The sequence below is a fragment of the Clostridium yunnanense genome (assembly GCF_016595795.1).
Taxonomy (GTDB): Bacteria; Bacillota; Clostridia; order Clostridiales; family Clostridiaceae; genus Clostridium_AR; species Clostridium_AR yunnanense.
The window spans coordinates 1-18,733 of record NZ_JAENHN010000048.1 but is presented as its reverse complement, the minus strand read 5'-3'; the positions used below and the strand labels follow the sequence as shown (position 1 = coordinate 18,733).

The 18,733-nt window shown below is 32.1% G+C and carries 16 protein-coding genes and 1 riboswitch; all 16 genes read left to right on the top strand.

Features of this window, described 5'->3' with window-relative positions; translation table 11 throughout:
* The first annotated feature begins 196 nt into the window (after positions 1 to 196).
* Complete coding sequence (locus JHL18_RS17410; RefSeq protein WP_200271581.1) at positions 197 to 1,531, top strand: glycoside hydrolase family 30 protein; 1,335 nt, start codon at positions 197 to 199, stop codon at positions 1,529 to 1,531.
* Positions 1,532 to 1,813: 282 nt separating this feature from the next.
* A complete protein-coding gene (locus tag JHL18_RS17405; RefSeq protein ID WP_200271579.1) occupies positions 1,814 to 4,999 on the top strand; it encodes a cellobiose phosphorylase in 3,186 nt (1,061 codons plus the stop codon).
* A gap of 267 nt (positions 5,000 to 5,266) precedes the next feature.
* Positions 5,267 to 5,517: riboswitch (cobalamin riboswitch) on the top strand.
* 241 nt (positions 5,518 to 5,758) lie between these two features.
* Entirely contained in the window at positions 5,759 to 6,634 is an 876-nt protein-coding gene (locus JHL18_RS17400) for a sirohydrochlorin cobaltochelatase (RefSeq protein ID WP_200271577.1), read from the top strand.
* A 12-nt stretch (positions 6,635 to 6,646) separates the two neighbouring features.
* Positions 6,647 to 8,185 carry a cobyric acid synthase gene (locus JHL18_RS17395; protein ID WP_200271575.1) on the top strand — a complete coding sequence of 513 codons (1,539 nt, stop codon included), beginning with the start codon at positions 6,647 to 6,649 and terminating at the stop codon, positions 8,183 to 8,185.
* 13 nt (positions 8,186 to 8,198) lie between these two features.
* Positions 8,199 to 9,515 (top strand): cobyrinic acid a,c-diamide synthase CobB, encoded by a 1,317-nt coding sequence (locus JHL18_RS17390; RefSeq protein ID WP_200271573.1) that lies wholly within the window; start codon positions 8,199 to 8,201, stop codon positions 9,513 to 9,515.
* A gap of 136 nt (positions 9,516 to 9,651) precedes the next feature.
* A complete protein-coding gene (locus JHL18_RS17385; RefSeq protein WP_200271571.1) occupies positions 9,652 to 10,278 on the top strand; it encodes a precorrin-8X methylmutase in 627 nt (208 codons plus the stop codon).
* Position 10,279: 1 nt separating this feature from the next.
* Positions 10,280 to 11,359, top strand: a complete 1,080-nt coding sequence (gene cbiD / locus JHL18_RS17380; protein WP_200271569.1) for a cobalt-precorrin-5B (C(1))-methyltransferase CbiD — start codon at positions 10,280 to 10,282, stop codon at positions 11,357 to 11,359.
* An 11-nt stretch (positions 11,360 to 11,370) separates the two neighbouring features.
* On the top strand, positions 11,371 to 11,979 hold the full coding sequence (cbiE, locus tag JHL18_RS17375; RefSeq protein ID WP_200271567.1) for a precorrin-6y C5,15-methyltransferase (decarboxylating) subunit CbiE: 609 nt from the start codon (positions 11,371 to 11,373) through the stop codon (positions 11,977 to 11,979).
* On the top strand, positions 11,966 to 12,529 hold the full coding sequence (gene cbiT / locus JHL18_RS17370) for a precorrin-6Y C5,15-methyltransferase (decarboxylating) subunit CbiT (RefSeq protein WP_200271565.1): 564 nt from the start codon (positions 11,966 to 11,968) through the stop codon (positions 12,527 to 12,529). Before cbiE ends, cbiT begins: the two co-directional genes overlap by 14 nt.
* Positions 12,530 to 12,608: 79 nt before the next feature.
* A complete protein-coding gene (locus JHL18_RS17365; protein ID WP_200271563.1) occupies positions 12,609 to 13,271 on the top strand; it encodes a cobalt-factor II C(20)-methyltransferase in 663 nt (220 codons plus the stop codon).
* 67 nt (positions 13,272 to 13,338) lie between these two features.
* On the top strand, positions 13,339 to 14,091 hold the full coding sequence (gene cobM, locus JHL18_RS17360; protein WP_200271561.1) for a precorrin-4 C(11)-methyltransferase: 753 nt from the start codon (positions 13,339 to 13,341) through the stop codon (positions 14,089 to 14,091).
* Positions 14,092 to 14,094: 3 nt separating this feature from the next.
* A complete protein-coding gene (cbiG, locus tag JHL18_RS17355; protein WP_200271559.1) occupies positions 14,095 to 15,153 on the top strand; it encodes a cobalt-precorrin 5A hydrolase in 1,059 nt (352 codons plus the stop codon).
* Positions 15,153 to 15,869 carry a precorrin-3B C(17)-methyltransferase gene (gene cobJ, locus JHL18_RS17350; RefSeq protein WP_200271557.1) on the top strand — a complete coding sequence of 239 codons (717 nt, stop codon included), beginning with the start codon at positions 15,153 to 15,155 and terminating at the stop codon, positions 15,867 to 15,869. The genes cbiG and cobJ overlap by 1 nt, the downstream gene beginning before the upstream one ends.
* The gene (locus tag JHL18_RS17345; protein WP_200271555.1) at positions 15,866 to 16,636 is read left to right on the top strand and encodes a cobalt-precorrin-6A reductase; all 771 of its coding nucleotides are present in this window, start codon (positions 15,866 to 15,868) and stop codon (positions 16,634 to 16,636) included. Before cobJ ends, JHL18_RS17345 begins: the two co-directional genes overlap by 4 nt.
* Positions 16,637 to 17,273: 637 nt before the next feature.
* Positions 17,274 to 17,969 carry a ferric reductase-like transmembrane domain-containing protein gene (locus JHL18_RS17340; RefSeq protein ID WP_200271553.1) on the top strand — a complete coding sequence of 232 codons (696 nt, stop codon included), beginning with the start codon at positions 17,274 to 17,276 and terminating at the stop codon, positions 17,967 to 17,969.
* Positions 17,970 to 18,144: 175 nt separating this feature from the next.
* Complete coding sequence (gene tlp, locus JHL18_RS17335) at positions 18,145 to 18,372, top strand: small acid-soluble spore protein Tlp (RefSeq protein ID WP_200271551.1); 228 nt, start codon at positions 18,145 to 18,147, stop codon at positions 18,370 to 18,372.
* Positions 18,373 to 18,733 lie beyond the last annotated feature (361 nt).

Genomic DNA, 18,733 nt, shown 5'->3' with positions numbered 1-18,733 from the left:
ATATTAGAAAGTAGTTTCTTTTTCCTTCTTTATTTTGCATTTAGTATTTTTATGGTTATATAAAACATCTAAAAAATCAACTCTATAACCAAAAAAACACCCCTTTACCATGAATACCATAAATTATACCATATTAAGTGTAAAGCTATACAATAGGAATTAAAAACCTATGGAAAAGAATAGTTGAGGTGTAGAGATGGGGAAAATAAGAGTAATCAAGACATCAAAAGAGACTGCAGACAGATTAACTGAAAAAGATTCACTTAGTTTTGATGGACAAAGGGTAGGAAATAATATTTTAAAGATTGATAGAAATAAAAAGTATCAGAAAATAGTTGGATTTGGTGGAGCTTTTACTGAATCAGCTGCCTATACACTATCTAGAATGGATGAAGAAAAAAGAGATGAGATAGTTAGTAAATACTTTGATCCAGTTGATGGACTAGCTTATTCTATAGGAAGAGTTCACATACATAGCTGTGACTTTTCTCTAGGAAATTATACTTATGTAGAAGAAAATGATGTTGAACTAAAAACTTTTGATATAAGCCATGAAAAGCAATGGGTGCTACCTTTCATAGATGCAGCTAGAAAAACTAGAAATGGAGAAATCCTGCTTCTTGCATCTCCATGGAGTCCTCCAGGTTGGATGAAATCAAATGGAGAAATGAATCACGGTGGAACCTTACTTCCTGAGTACTACGAAGCTTGGGCAAAATATTATGCTAAATATATTAAAGCAATGAGAAAAGAAGGCTTCGATATTTGGGCTATAACTGTTCAGAATGAACCAGCAGCTTTGCAAGTATGGGACTCCTGTTTGTACTCAGCAGAAGAAGAAAGAGATTTCTTAAAGAATCATCTAGGACCAACTTTAGAAAGAGAAGGTCTTTCTGATGTAAAGATATATATATGGGATCATAACAGAGATATTTTATTTGAAAGAGCAGACACAGTTTTATCTGACCCAGAAGCAGCAAAATATGTTTATGGCACAGGAAACCACTGGTATGTTTCAGAGGAGTTTGAAAATCTTTCAAAGCTTCATGATAAATATCCTGACAAACATATTTTATTTACAGAAGGTTGTCAAGAAGGTGGATTACATCTAGGTTCTTGGTTAACTGGTGAAAGATATGGAAGAAATATGATAGGTGACTTTAGAAATTGGCAAGAAGGTTGGATTGATTGGAACTTAATTCTTGATGAAACTGGTGGTCCAAATCATGTTGGAAATCTTTGTGATGCACCTATAGTTGCAGACACCAAAACTCAAGAAGTTCATTATAATAGTTCTTACTACTATATAGGACATTTTAGTAAGTATGTTAAGCCAGGTGCTACAAGAATTGAAAGCATTATTGATAGTACTTCAAATCTTGAGCAAGTTGCTTTTCAAAATGAGGATGGATCAATAGCTTTAATTGTTATGAATGAAAGTGACAACACAGAAAGTTTTGATATAGAATCTGATGGACAATATGCTAATTATGTTTTAGAAGCGCATTCTATAGCTACATTTGTTCTTTAGTGTAATGCTAAAATTAAGCTTTATGTTAAATTTAGTCTATGTATAATAAAGTTATTTCAATTAATTGGTTATTCAGGAGATGATATATGAGCAAGCTCATTAAAACATCAGATGTGTAACCAATTAATTTCAACAAGGTACTTTAGTGCCTAAATTTAAAGATGTACCATTTCACATCTGAATGTATATTTTCAAGATCTCTCCTAAGAATATTTAAAGTTTTGAAAATGTTTTAAAGGTGAATTGGGACATCTTTTTATAATATTGAAAGGTAGTGATTATATGGCAGTAGAATATATTTTTAATGTAGATAATCAATTTATAATAAAAGATTATGATAAAGCAAAAACTTTTTCTAGCTTTCTTCCTGGTGTTGCCGGTGTAGATGGTATTCCTATGTGGGCATATTATGTAAATCGTGGACAAGGTCTTGGAAGCTTTGGTGTAAAAGATAAGAATAATACAATAATGGAGTTCTTCCCAGCGCATTTAATGTACAAGAATATAGAACTACAAGGATTTAGAACTTTTATAAAATATAATGGCGAAGTACATGAAATATTTTCTTCCGCATCAAAAGATGATACAAAAAGAAGGATGTTAATAGAAAAGAATATACTTAAGGTAGAAGAAATAAATAAGACTTTAAACATTAAAGTTACTGTTACTTACTTTACTGTACCTAAGGAAAGTTATGCAGGGTTAATCAGAAAAGTTGATGTTGAAAATTTAGATAGCACAGAAAAGTCTATAGAAGTATTGGATGGATTAACTCAAGTTCTTCCATATGGAATAACTAATGCTGATTATCAAGCTATGGCCAATCTTATGAAATCCTGGTTTGATGTTTTTAATCTAGAAAACAATATAGCTTATTATAAGGTTAGAGCAACAACAAATGATTCTGCAGAAGTTGGAGAGGTTAATAAGGGGAATTTCTTCTTATCATTCTCAAGTGAAGATAATCAGTTAATAAGCCCTATAATAGATATGGATTTAATTTTTGGATGCAATACATCACTTATTAGACCTTTAGGCTTCGAAGATAATAACTTAGATAACATATATTCTAAGAAGCAAGTGCCGCAGAACAAAGTTTCAGGAGGTTTCGCAGGAAAAGCTGTGAGACTAACTAAAAAGTTTACTTTATGCAGCATTTATGGACATATTGCAAGCGTTGAACTTATAAATTCAATTAAAGATAGATTTAATGTGTCATACGTGGAAACAAAAGAAGAAGAAGCAAGAAAATTAATTGAAGATTTAGTTGATAATACGTATACAGAAACAGGAAATCATCTTTTCGATCAATATGTAAGCCAATGCTATATGGATAATGTTCTTAGAGGTGGATATCCATTAGTATTTAAAGGTAATGGGAAGAATCATGTTTATCATGTATACTCAAGAAAACATGGAGATCTTGAAAGAGAATATAATTTCTTCTCTATAGAACCTGCATACTATTCTCAAGGTAACGGTAACTTTAGAGACGTTAATCAAAATCGTAGAAATGATGTTTTAATAAATCCAGAAGTTGAAGAATTTAATGTTAAGCAGTTTATGGATTTAATTCAAGCAGATGGATACAATCCTTTATCAGTAAAAGGATCAGAGTTTACCTTTGATAAAGAGAAGTTTGATAAAGTATTTGAGCTATTTGATGAAGAAGATAATAATGTGAAAAATATATTGGGTGGCAAATTCACTCCAGGTAAGCTTATCAATTATATAGCTGATAATAATGTAAGTATAAAGTGTTCTTACGAAGAGCTTGTAGAACGAGTTCTGGAGTACTCTACACAAGGCTTTGAGGCCGAGTTTGGAGAAGGATATTGGACGGATCACTGGACTTATAACATGGATCTTATAGACAATTATTTAAATATATATCCAGATAAGTTGGAAAAGTTTTTATTTGAAACTAAAGACTATAGGTTTTTCGATAGCCCAGTAAGAGTGCTTCCAAGAAGCGATAAATATGTAATTACCAATGGCAAGGTTCGTCAATATGGATCCATTTTGGAAGATGAAGAAAAATGCCATAAGCTTAATATACATCTTACTGATACTAATTGGCTTAAAAAGGACAATGGAGCTGGAGATGTATATCAAACAAATTTATATGCAAAACTTATTTCTCTTGCGTTAAACAAGTTTGTAAATCTTGATCCAATGGGAATGGGAATTGAAATGGAAGCAAATAAGCCAGGTTGGAATGACGCTATGAATGGATTGCCTGGAATATTTGGAGCTAGTGTAAATGAGTCTGCAGAGTTACTTAGAGTTCTAAACTTTGTAATAGATGCTTCGGAGAGATTTGATAAAACAGTTCCAATTTATTCAGAATTATTTGAGTTTATCACTGATGTTGACGCTGTTTTAAATAGAAATATTAATGGAGAAATAGGTCAATTTGAGTATTGGGATAAGATTTCTTATTTAAAGGAGGCTTATAGAGAAAAAATAAGATTTGGAATAGAGGGAAAAGAAAAAGAATTAACTAGTAAAGATATACTAGAGATTTTTAATAAATTTAGAAGTAAACTTAATGAAGGTCTTGAAAAAGCATTAGAATTAGGCAAGGGTATATATCCTACTTATATAACTTATGAAGCTAAAGAGTATGAGATATTAGAAGGTAAGAAAAATCCTGTGAATGGATATCAAAATGTTTTAGTTAAGGAATTCGAATGCGTTCCGATACCACTGTTCCTTGAAGGTCCAGCTAGAATGCTTAAGAGTTTAAAAGACACAGATAAGGCAAAAACACTTTATAATAAGATAAAGAATAGTAAGATATACGATAAAAAGCTTAATATGTATAAGACCTCAGAGCCTTTAGATGAAACTACTCATGAAGTAGGAAGAGCTAGAGCCTTCACTGCTGGTTGGCTTGAGAGAGAGTCAATATTCCTTCATATGGAATATAAATATCTTTTAGGACTATTAAAAGCTGGTTTGTATGATGAATATTTTGAAGATATAAAGACTGCGTTGATACCTTTTATAGATCCTAAGGTTTATGGAAGAAGTACTCTGGAAAATTCATCATTTATAGCAAGCTCAGTAAATCCAGATGAAGAAGTACATGGAAGAGGATTTGTATCAAGACTTACTGGATCAACCTCAGAAATGTTAAGTATGTGGTTTGTAATGATGGCTGGTAAAAATGTATTTAGATATGAAGATGGAAAGCTAAAATTAGAGCTAAAGCCTATACTTCCACATTGGCTATTTAACAGCAATAATGAAATTAGCTTTAAGTTCCTTGGAAAAACTATTGTTACTTACCATAATAAGAGCAACAAAAATACTTATGGGGATAATGGTGCTGTAGTAGAAAGATTAGAGCTCAGAACTTTTGATGAAGAAGCATTTGAAATAGTGGGTAGTGTTGTTGAGGGCCGATATGCTGAAATGATAAGACAAGGAAAGTTTAGAAGTATTGATGTTTACTTGGATTAATAAGGTATTGAGCTTTTAAACTATAGAGATCTAAAGACTAGGTAATAATGCAAATATAGTATAAATTCAATATAAAACTGTTCCACATAATCCACAGCCTATGTAGTTTTTGGCTGTGGATTTTTACCTGTGGCGACAGAATCTTTTCACTTAAGTTCAGAAAATGCAGTGCGAAAAAATTTACGGCAGAAAGTCGATTCGGCGAATTTTTATTGTAGATTTATAGTTATTGACAAACATCTTATATAAATGTAAGCTAATTTTGACAAGTTAATAACAGATTTAGGTGCCTTTCAAGTAAGCATTCTTAGAAAGGTGAAAAGGGAATGCGGTTAAAGTCCGCAGCAGCCCCCGCTACTGTAAGTGAAGACGAACCTTTAAATACCACTCTTATGTATAGGTAAGGTTATGACCTAAGATTAAAATTTAGGTAAGAACTTTAAGCTAATGAAAAAAGGGGAAGGTTAAGGTGAGAAAGAAGCACGAGCCAGGAGACCTGCCTAAGTTTAGGAAAAGTAAGTCTTTCGGAGGGAAAGTACTATTTTTATCGATAGTTTATACAGAATTAATATGCGTTAATAAATGCTTATTGTGAGCAGGATTATACTATATGTTACTGGTATAGTTTATACGCAGAATTTCTATATACGTTTTTTATGAAGATAGTATTCTTTTGAGGAAGAGTATTATCTTTTTTTGTTTTTAATATTAATAAACCAGCTGAATAGATAAAGAAACATAGTTTTAGGGGGAAATCCAATGAATGATCTAGCAAAAAATAAAGGTATTAGTAAGAAAGCAATACTAGTAGTTAGCTTTGGAACTACTTATGAGAATACAAGAAAGCTAACCATAGAAAAGATAGAGAAATTAATAGAAGAAAAATATAATGAATATGAAATAAGAAGGGCTTTCACAGCTCATGGAGTAATAAAAAAACTTGCCAGTAAGTATGGCATGCATGTAGATACGCCTGAAGAGGCGTTAAAAAAGCTTAAAGAAGAAGGTTTTGATGAAATAATAGTTCAGCCTCTTCATCTAATACCAGGTTTAGAATATGACTATATAAGAAATGTAATAGAAAGTTTTTCAAAGGATAATGATTTTAAAAGCATAAAGCTTGGAAGACCTCTTTTATATTTTAAAGGAGAAGAAGAGGATATACCAGATGATTATACTTTGATGGTAAATGCATTAGAAAACCAAGTCCTAAGAGATGAAGCCGTTGTTTTTATGGGGCACGGTACACATCATCCTGCAAATTCAACCTATAGCTGTCTACAAACTGTATTTTGGGATAATGATTTTGACAAGGTATTTATAGGAACTATAGATGGGTATCCAACCTTGGATCACGTTATAAAGAATCTCAGAAAAAATCATATAAACAAAGTTACTTTAATGCCGCTTTTACTAGTAGCTGGTGATCATGCCGTAAATGATATGGCTGGAGATGAAGAAGATTCATGGAAAAAGATACTTCAAACAGAAGGCTTTGAAGTTGATGTGTATATGCATGGTTTGGGTGAGAATATTAATATACAAAATCTATACCTTGAGCATTTAGAAGATGCTATAAGTGAAAAATACATAGGTATTGGGAAAAATAAAAAAGGAATGGCTAGCAATTTTTAAGGGGTGACTAAATTGGCTAAAATCATGATACAAGGTACTGCATCCTCGGTTGGTAAAAGTATTTTAGTAGCTGCGTTATGTAGGATATTTAAACAAGATGGCTTTAGGGTAGTACCGTTTAAATCACAAAATATGTCCTTAAATTCTTATATAACCTTAGATGGAAAAGAGATGGGTAGAGCTCAAGTTCTACAAGCTTATGCTTGCGGCTTAGAACCAGAAGTATATATGAATCCTATTTTACTTAAGCCAACTTCAGATAAAAAATCTCAAGTTATAGTTAATGGGAAAGTGTTTGGCAACTATACTGCTATGGAATACCATAATATGAAATCTGGCTTTAAGGATATGCTAAAAAAACATTTTGATAAGTTAGAAGAAGACTTTGACATAGTTGTTATGGAAGGTGCGGGGAGCCCTGCAGAGATTAACCTAAGAGATAAAGATATAGTAAATATGGGGATGGCAGAACTTGTAGATGCACCAGTGGTTTTAGTTGGAGATATAGATAAGGGTGGAGTATTTGCTGCATTAGCTGGAACTATGCTTTTACTTAAGGAAGATGAGAAAAAAAGAGTTAAAGGGACGATTATAAATAAGTTCAGAGGTGATGTTAAGATACTTGAACCTGGACTTAATATGTTAGAGGAGATAATAGATAAACCTACCCTTGGAGTTGTTCCTTATTTTAGACTAAAATTAGAAGATGAAGACGGAGCTGTAGATTTTAATAAGAAGGTAACTGCACCTATAGATGTGGCAGTGATAAAGCTTCCTAGAATATCAAACTTTACAGACCTTGATGCTTTAAAAAATGAAGAAGGTGTATCTGTAAGATTTATAACTTCTATAGAGGAGTTCGGAACACCAGATCTTCTAATAATACCAGGCAGTAAAAATACCATAGAAGATCTAAAAGCCTTAAGAGAAAATGGCTTAGAGGATAAGATTATAACTTATTCAAAGGATGGTATGATTATTGGAATTTGCGGTGGATATCAGATGCTTGGGGAAAATATAGAGGATCCATATGAGGTTGAAACAGAGCTTAAAGAGATAAAGGGCATGGGGCTTTTAGACATAGAAACTGTGTTTGAAAAGGAAAAGGTTACTACAAGAGTTAAGGCAAATGTAATAGCTGAACTTTTTAGAAAACATAAGACATCTAATAATGATTGTAACAAGTTAGAACAAGTATATGGTTATGAGATTCATATGGGAACAAGTAGCTATGGAATAGAAGCAGATCCACTATTCGAAATAGTAGAGAGAAATGGTCAGTCCTTAGAAAAACAAGTAATTTATAAAGATGGAGCAATAAATACTAATGGCAATATAATGGGCACATATATACACGGTATTTTTGATGGATGCTCATTTAGAGAGTTTGTTATTAATAAATTAAGAGAGAAAAAAGGATTACCCTATAAAAAAGCAAACAATTATGAAAGCTTAAGAGAAAGTGAACTTGATAAGTTAGCAGATATCGTTAGAGAGTCTTTAGACATGGATAAGATATACGAAATAGTAGGATTAGAAAAGAAATTATAGGAGGATACAAGTTATGAAAAGTATAATTATATCCTCAAATTCTAGCGGAGGAGGTAAGACCACCTTTACTCTAGGCCTTCTTAATTTATTAAAACGTAAAGGGTTAAAGGTGCAAGGTTATAAAGCTGGACCAGACTATATAGATCCAGCCTTTCATTCCCATATAACCAAATCTTCCTCCAGAAATCTAGATCTTTTCCTCATGGGAGATAAAGGTGTTAAGGCAAGTTTTTCAAGAGGAGTCGGGGAGTATGGAATAATCGAAGGAGTCATGGGACTATATGATGGCAAGGGAATAACCTATGAATACTCTACAGCACATTTGGCGGAAGTTCTGAACATACCTATAGTACTTGTACTCTCGCCTAAAGCTCAAGTGGCAACTCTATGTGCAGAAATATTAGGGCTACAAAGCTTTGGGAAAGTTAATATAGCTGGTGTGGTGCTAAATAATATAAGTGATAGTTATTATAAACTTCTAAAGCTTGCAATTGAGAAAAACTGCGGTGTAAAGGTATTTGGCTACCTTCCAAAAGATGAAAGATTAGTTTTGAAAAGTAGGCATTTAGGACTGGTACAAAGCAGTGAAATAAATGATTTAGATGAAAAAATTGATATATGTTCCGACCTAATACAAGCTTATGTGGATGTAGAAGCACTTATGGGTTGTTTTTATAATACTGAAATATATGGAGATGATTTTAACTTACCTAATAAGAAGATAAGATCAGCTGTTGCATATGATAAAGCGTTTAGCTTTTATTATAAGGAAAATTTAGAACTGTTAGAACAGATTGGAGAAGTAGTGTATTTTAGCCCACTTAAAGATAAAGAGTTACCTAAAGATATTGACTTTCTCTATCTTGGAGGAGGCTACCCAGAGGTATTTATAAAGGAATTAAGTGATAATAAATCTATGCTAAAATCCATTAATACTCAGCTAAATAAAGGTTTAAGATGTTATGGTGAATGCGGCGGTCTCATGTATCTCATGGAACAAATAGAAGGGATTGATTCAGTAGGCTTTTTTAAAGGAAAAGCTATGCTTACTAGTAGGCTACAAAATTTTGGCTATTCTGAGTTAGAAGTTTCTGAGGAAAATAGTATTCTTAAAAGTGGAAGTAAGATTAACTGTCATGAATTTCATAGATCAAAGATAGAGTCCAATGAAAAGACGATATATAAGGTTTCAAAGACTACTTTTGATAACTCAATAAAACAGTGGGAGTGTGGCTATTACAAGAATAATACCCTTGCAGCTTATGCTCACGTACATTTCTTTGGAAACATTGAAATGTTTAGTAGTTTAGTGGATATAAATTTAGAATAGGAGCTTAATTTTATAAATACATTTTGTGTGTAAATGGTGCATCTATAATTAAATTCAGTATTTAAACTTAAAGATACCTAAATTTTAATAATAATATTAGAAACTATAATACTCTAAAACAAATAGGAGAGAGAACATGGAATATATAAAAATCCCAATGGATATAGAAAAGAGAAGTTTTGAAATAATTGGTGAAGAGCTAGGAGAGCACAGTTTTAATGAAAGAGAGCTTAGTATAGTAAAAAGAGTTATACATACTACAGCAGATTTTGAATATAAAGATTTATTATATATAAGAGAAAATGCTATAGATGAAGCGTTAAAGCTTTTAAAAAGCGGAGTTACAGTGTATACAGATACTAAGATGGCTTTATCAGGTATAAATAAAAAAGCTTTAAGTGATCTTAATTGCAAGGTTGAGTGTTTCGTAGATAGAGAAGATGTAGCTCAAATAGCAAAGGAAAGAGGAATCACTCGCTCAATGGCAGCAGTAGAAAAGGCTGTGGAAGAAGGAGTAGAGTTTTTTGTTTTTGGAAATGCACCAACAGCATTATATAGACTTAAAGAACTTATAGAAGAAGGCAAAGCTAATGCTAAGTTTATTATAGGAGCACCAATAGGTTTTGTAGGTGCAGCTGAGTCTAAGGAAGAGGCTGAAAAGCTACCACTGCCTATGATAACTATAAGAGGTAGAAAAGGTGGAAGTACCGTTGCAGCTGCTATCGTAAATGCGTTGATGTATCTAGTAGTGAATAGAGGCTAAAATGTTAGATTTATATGTTAACTGCGATGGAAAGAGGCTTAGATGTGGGTATACCACTGGATCTTGTGCTGCTGGAGCAGCTAAGGCAGCTACAAAGATGTTATATGAAGAGAAAGATATAAGTGAGATAAAAATAGATACGCCCAAAGGGATAGTTCTATTGCTTCCTATAGAAAAGATAGTAAGAGGTAAGGATTATGTTGAGTGTTGCGTACTAAAGGATGGCGGTGATGATCCGGATGTTACTCATGGTCTGGAGATTTGGGCTAGAGCTACAAAAAAAGAAGAAGGATATAGTTTAAAAGGTGGTAAAGGTGTAGGAGTAGTAATGGGAGAAGGCTTATATGTCAAAAAGGGTGAACCAGCCATAAATCCAGTTCCAAGAACTATGATTGAAAAAGAGGTTAAGGAAGTTTTGCCTATTGGGAAAGGAATAGAAATAACAATATTTGTTCCAAAGGGAGAAGAGGTTGCGAAAAAAACTTTTAATCCTAGACTCAATATAATTGGGGGAATCTCAATCTTAGGAACCACAGGAATAGTTACCCCTATGTCAGAAGAAGCCTTAAGGGAGTCTATAAAGCTTGAGATAAATCAAAAGGTTGCAAATGGACATGATGAACTTGTTCTTCTATTTGGTAATATGGGTGAAGATAAGGCTGAAAGTCTAGGTTTAGACAGTAGTAAATTTGTTGTAATGTCCAACTATGTGGGAGATGCTCTAAACTATTGCATGGAAAAAGAAATCAAAAAAGTTACCGTAGTAGGTCACATAGGTAAGATATGCAAGATAGCTGCAGGCTGCTTTAATACACATAGTAGAGTGTGTGATGTTAGACTTGAGGTCATGGCACTTGAACTAGCACTGATGGGAGAAAGTACTGAACTGATTAAAAAGGTGTATGAAGAAAAAACTACAGAAGGTGCAGTTAAGCTTCTTGGAGACGGATATGATCAATTGTACAAAAATATTGGAGAGAAGATAATAAATAGAATAAATATATTTACTTATAATAAACTGGAAGTTGAAGCTATAATGTATGCTATGGATAGTGGAGTGCTTTACGATAGCAGGAAGTGATGTGATTTTTTATGTTATATATAGTAGGTATAGGACCAGGAAGTAAGGAGTACATACTTCCAAAGGCTACAGAAATACTTGAAACTTCAGATCTAATCTTAGGTTTTTCTAGAGCAATAGAAAGCATAGAACATATTAAGACTGAGATAATAACCGTTAATAGTTTACAAGAAATAATAAGTATTGCAAACTTAAATAAACATAAGAAAATTTCAGTTATTGCTTCTGGTGATCCAGGTTTTTATGGGATTTCAAATTATATAAGAGCAAAATATGAAGATGAAATGCAAGTTATTCCTGGAATAAGTTCTTTTCAATACCTAATGGCCAAATTAAATAAGTCTTGGCAAAACAGTCATCTAGGAAGTCTTCATGGAAGAGAAGAGAGCTTTTTAGAAGAGGTAAAGAAAAACAAACTATCTATATGGCTTACAGATAAAAATAATAGTCCGAATAGCCTATGTAGAAGATTATATAAAGAGAATATAATAGCGATGGTTTATGTAGGAGAAAATTTATCTTACGCGGATGAAGTGATTTCAAGTGGAAGTCCAGAAGAATTGATGAATAAAGCTTTTGACGAGCTATCAGTGGTGGTGATAGAAAATGATTTATATTAAAGATGATGAATTCATAAGAGGCAACTGCCCTATGACTAAAGAAGAGGTAAGGATAGTCAGTATAGCTAAGCTAGCAATTGAAGAAGAATATGCTTTGCTAGATATAGGTGCTGGAACAGGCTCAGTGTCTGTTCAGATGAGTAGGGCTGTAACAAAGGGAAAAGTAATTTCCATAGAAAAAGATGAAGAGGCACTAGAGCTTTTACATAAAAATAAAGAAAAGTTTAATGCTGAAAATATGCAGATCATAAGTGGAGAGGCACTTGAGGTAGAACACTTAGTTGAAGGTCTATATGATGGGATATTTATAGGCGGAAGTGGTGGAAACCTTCAGGATATAATAAAGGTATATGGAAATAAATTAAAGGCTAATAGAAATATGGTATTAAATTTTATAACTATAGATAATTTATATACGGCTGTAAATTGTCTTAGAGAGTTAGGTTACGAAATAGATTGTACTCAGCTTGCAGTAAGTAAAGCAAAAGGGAAGAGTCTCATGCTTACGGCTAATAATCCTATTTTCATAATCACTGCCACAAAGAAGTAAAGTGGTAGTGCTTAATTGAGAGATTTAATTAATAATATAGTAATTAAAAAAACGGCAGTTAATTGATTAGGAGGAAGTTATGGCAAAGTTATATGGAGTTGGCGTTGGACCGGGAGATAAGGAGCTTATCACCATAAAAGCAGTTAAGGTTATTGAAAGCTGTGAAGTTGTAGTTGTTCCTAGTGGAATGGCTGGAGGAAAGAGCATAGCCTTAGAGATTGCAGAGGACTATATAAAAGAAGGCACTGAAGTGTTGGTAAAACATTTTCCAATGGGAGGAGAAGAACAAGAGGCTAAGATATTTGAAGCTTTTAAGGCAGTTGAAGAGAAGCTCAAAGAAGGAAAGAATGTAGCATTTTTAACCATTGGTGATCCATTCATATATAGCACTTATATATATTTATTGAAGCATATAGAAGAGCATGGTTATGAGACAGAAACTGTTCCTGGAATAACTTCCTTCTGTGCATGTGCAAGTCTTGCTAAGGAACCACTTGTAATAGGGGATGAACCACTTTTAATACTTCCAGGTAATCAGATAGATAAGATAACAGATGAGAAAAATGTTGTACTTATGAAAGTATATAAACAAGAGGAAAAAATAATTGATATTTTAGAAGAAAAAGGCTTCAACTATGTGTATATAAAGAAAGCAGGAAGAGAAGGACAAGAGGTTATAAGAGATAGAGCTGATATAATAAGAAATAGAGAGTATATGGCTTTAATTATTGCTCATAGATAGAAAAATTTATAGGAAACATGCAGGTTTTAAGGAATAGATATATTAAAGCTATAGGAGGAATAAATAAATGGTTCACTTTATTGGTGCAGGGCCAGGAGATGTTGATTTAATAACTGTAAAAGGTAGAGATATATTATCAAGAGCAGATGTAGTAATATATGCGGGCTCTTTGGTTAGCGAAGAGCATATAAAGTTTTGCAAAGAAGAAGCAAAGATCTACAATTCAGCCTCAATGAATTTAGATGAGGTTATAGAAGTTATGAAAAAAAGTGAAGCTGAAGGTAAGGAAGTAGTTAGATTACATACTGGAGATCCTTCAATCTACGGAGCTATAAAAGAGCAGATGGATGAACTTAAAACCTTAGGAATAAATTACGAAGTTGTTCCAGGGGTTAGTTCCTTTACAGCAGCGGCAGCTTCAATAAAAAGTGAGTTTACTCTTCCAAGTGTTACGCAAACTGTAATCCTTACAAGAGTTGAAGGAAGAACTCCAGTACCTGAAACTGAGGACTTAGAAGCTTTAGCTAGAATTGGAGCATCCATGGCTATATTTCTTTCTATCAGCATGATTGACAAGGTAGTAGGTAAGCTAAGAAAGGGATATGGAAGAAATGTTCCAATTGCTGTAGTTGAAAGAGCTACTTGGGAAGATGAAAGAGTTATATATGGAACTCTTGATGATATAGCAGAAAAGATTAAAGCTGCAAAAATAACTAAGTGCGCCCAGATACTAGTTGGAGATTTTATAGATTGCGAATATGAAAAGAGTAAGCTTTATGATAAGAGCTTTACTCATATGTTCAGAGAAGGAATAAAGTAATAAATGAAGGTAGCAGCAATTTGTATTAATAGCCAAGGAAAAAAACTCTACGAAAATATAAATAAATATATTTCGCTAGATTTGTTTAATAAAAATCATAATGAACCGTTTAATATAAGTGAAGTAGTTGGTGAAATCTTTAAAAAGCAAAAATATGATGCTTTGATTTTCTTTACTTCCACTGGAATTGCAGTAAGAGCTATTGCACCTTATATTAAATCAAAGGATAAAGACCCAGCAGTGCTTGTTATTGATGTGTTAGGTAAGTATGTAATAAGTCTTCTAAGTGGACATTTAGGCGGAGCAAATGAGCTTAGCATGGAAATAGCAAAGCTAATAAAAGCTGAGCCTATAATCACAACAGCAACTGATAATATGGGCCTTATTGCTCCAGATATGATTGCTAAAAATAATAACTTAGTAATAGATGATTTAAAAAAGGCTAAAGAGATAGCCGCCCTTTTAGTTGCAGGCGAAAAAGTGTTTTTTATTGATGAAGAGAAAAAAATACCTACACCAGAGGGATATATTGACGAAGCTTATGATAAGCAAAACTGTGATACTAAAAACTTAGAAAACACATGTTATCATGAAAATACTATAAATAATAATAATGAAAAATTAGCAACTGTTATAGTTACTAATAAAGAAAAATATTTAAATAAAGATAATACTTTATGCCTTATAAGAAAAAATATCATTTTAGGTATAGGTTGTAGAAAAGACTATTCAGTTGATAAGATGAGAGAAATTGTTATAGGAAAGCTTAAGGAATTTGGTTTTCATAAAAGTGCTGTAAAAACTGTAGCTACAGTTGAAGTGAAAAAGAATGAAGAGGCTATAAAGAAGCTCACAGAATACTTAGAAGCTGATTTCAAGATAGCATCATTAAAAGAAATTGAAAAAATACAGCATAGATACAAAGGTAGTGATTTTGTAGAAAAAACCATAGGTGTTAGAGCAGTTTGTGAGCCTTCTGTAGAAATTTTTGGAGGCACACTGATAACAGAAAAACTAAGTATCGATGGAATGACTTTATGTATAGGAGTGGAGGAAGTATAATGGGAAAATTATATGTTATTGGAATAGGACCTGGCGGTATTGAGCATATGTCAATAAGAGCTAAGGAAGCCATAGAGGAAAGTGAAATAGTAGTTGGATATACTAGATACATAGAATTTATCAAACCCTTATTAGATGGTAAGAAGGTATTTTCAACAGGTATGATGGGTGAAGAAGAAAGATGCAAAGAAGCCTTGAGATTATGTAAAGATAGTACAGTTGCAGTAATTAGCACTGGAGATTCAGGCATATATGGAATGGCTGGTTTAATTCTTGAACTTAGAAAAGATGAAGAAGTTGAGGTTATTCCAGGAATAACTGCATCATCGGCAGCTGGTTCCATAGTTGGAGCGCCACTTATGCATGATTCTTGCAATATTAGTTTAAGTGACCTTATGACTCCATATGAACTTATTAAAAAAAGAGTAAAACTAGCTGCAGAAGGAGATTTTGTTATATCTCTATATAATCCTAGAAGTAAAGGTAGATCAGAATATCTAAAAGAAAATTTAGATTCAATAAGAGAATATAGGACAGGAGATACTCCAGTGGCACTTGTTAAGAATGCTTTAAGAGATGGACAAGAGGTTACTGTATCAACTTTAGATACTTTTGATTATGAGAAGGCAGATATGCTTTCAATAGTTATTATAGGAAACAGCCAAAGCTATATTAAAGATGGATACTTTGTAACTCCAAGAGGATATAAGTTATGATAACTTTGATACTTGGAACCTCTGAAGGAAAGAAGATTCTTTCTTTGCTTAATGAATTTACAGAGGATATTGCTGTTACTACGGCCACAAATTATGGTGGAGAGCTACTAAAGGATTATAGATACAAGATATTAAATACTAAACCGTTAGATGCTGAGGACTTGAAGCAATTCTTAATTGATAACAAATCTACTATACTTGTAGATGCTTCTCATCCATATGCTCAAGTGGTAACAGAGAATGCTATCAAGGTTTGCAAAGAGCTTAAAATAGAATATATAAGATATGAGAGACCATCGATTGCAGAAAACTACAGAGAAGATATAATAGGCGTTGGAAGCTACGATGAACTTCATACTAAGTTACTTGAGGTTAACGGAACCATACTAAATACAACCGGAAGCAATAACATTGGCAAGTTCATGGATATGAATCTTAATAATAGAATTATACATAGAGTTCTTCCATCAACTAAGGTCATGGAAAAATGCTACGAACTTGGTGTGAAAACAGAAGATGTGATTGCTATAAAAGGCCCTATAAGCTACCAGCTAAATCTTGCCTTTATAGATGAATATGATGCTAAAGCAATAGTTCTAAAAGATAGTGGAGTAGAAGGTGGAACTGAAGAAAAGATTAAAGCTGCAATTGATAGAAAGCTTAAGATATTTATTCTTGAAAGAAACAGTGCGGTTCATGATAAATCTTTTGCTAAAGTTGAAGAATTGGTTAAATATATAAAGTCATATACCCAAAATAGATTCTGAAAATATAATATTCTTGATAAAAGCTACAACAAAAGATTTTAAGTATCTAGGTCAAGACTTAGATTTTCAAGATATAGTGTTTAAAATTATTAAGAACAACTACGATGAATTGATTAAATAAATATAGATTAGTTATGATGCTTAAGGCTATTATTTGATGGAATTTATTCTGTCTTGTAATAGTCTTTTATTTTCTCAGGTCCTAGACTTACATTATATTTTTTCTTTATATGGTTATATATTAATTAAATGTTGGTAAATATTCATACAAAAAAACGGACAACCCTAGGAAAATAATAAAAATGTTTTTATATAAAGTTAAAATATTTCTTCTTCAGTGAGTCTTTTTGCACATCATCTTTTCTGAACATAAGCCAAGAAATTATTGCAGTAGAATAAATTTTTTCATAAGAATATTAAAGTAATTACACTTTAGATGATTAATTGATGCAGCAAATTAAATAGAACTCATATATTTCAATGATCTTAGAAGTTTTTCTCATATGATGTAAGTATATTTTATGGTAGAGCTATATGCTCGCTGGAAATAAAGATTTTTATTGACAGTGGATGAAAATTAATTTAACATGTAAATGAAATTCATTATCGATAAAAACTTAACAAAGGAGAAGCACATATGATATTTATTTATTCATTAATTGCAGTAACAATATTTTCTTTAGTCCTCTCATCAAATATAAAAAAGAATCCTAAGATTTATTATTGTATAGCAACTTTAATAACAGGCAGTACTATAGGGTTTGAACTTTATAGGATGTTTTCAAAAGTAAAGTTAACAGGTGTTGTAAACCAACTTGAAAGAGCGTCTGCCAGAGGAATCATCGCAATAGCATTTTTTATTTTAGTTATGTATGCAGGTGCATTGAGTCCTAAGCTTAAATTAACTCGAAAACTTATGAGTATAAGAGCGGAGCTTGCAATAATAGCTTCTATTTTAATGCTTTCTCATGGAATTGTATATCTAGTAAGTTTTATAATAAACACTGTACCAAAACTAATAAGTGGACAAAATGTTAAAATAATCTCTTTAGCAATTTCGATAGTAGGAATTATAGCATTCCTATTGATGATTCCACTATTTATTACTTCATTTAAGAAAATAAGAAAAGCTATGAAACCTAAAGTATGGAAGAAGCTTCAAACATGGGCGTATTTATTCTATCTTTTAGCGTATGTGCATGTTATGTTTATATTAATGAAGGCTAAACATCCAGATTGGCCTAAAAATATCTCTTACACTTTAGTTTTTGGAGCGTATCTAGTATTAAGATTAATAAGATATAAAAATAGTAAGAATAGAGCAGGAATATAACAAAAAATATTTTATTATAAGTCTACACTTTCATAGAGTTTAGTTGAACTTATAGACATTATTGATGAAATAATAGCTATATACTGAAACTATTCTCACGTATAATAAACATGCTCCAACACATAATAAAGTAGAAAAAAACACTAATTTAATTCAGTGAAGGAGATGTTTGATTATGAAAGTTAATCCAGATGATAGAAGAGATAATGTTGATAAAATTCAACAACACATTAACGATACTTTAGATAATATCCATAAAGCTAATGATATGATTGAAATCACAGATGATGAAAAGACAAAACAGGACTTAAAGGAAAAGAATGATAGAAGAGAAGAAGCACTAAATTCATTTAGAAGTGAAATTAAAGATGAAGCTTTAGATAAAGAAAAAGGATATAAATAAGAAATGTCCACATATTAAGTTAAAAAATCCACAGACCTGCGATTAAATAAATGCAAATCTGTGGATTCTTTATTCTTTAGAAAATTATATGTAAATTATATCTGTGGATAAATATGCGAACAGACTTAATATATAGTATAAGTCAAAGAATAAAAAAGAAGAATATATCGCCTGTAAGATTCTTCACATACGTTCAGAAAAGGCAGATGCGCAAAAAAATCACTGAAGAAAGTCGCGAGGGCACTGAAAAAGTCCCTTTTAGCAAATTAGACCTAGAAAATTGTCAGGAGACAATTTTCTAGGTCTTTTATGTTATACTTAAATTATTAAATTTATGTGGGTGATTCAAATGATTAAAAAG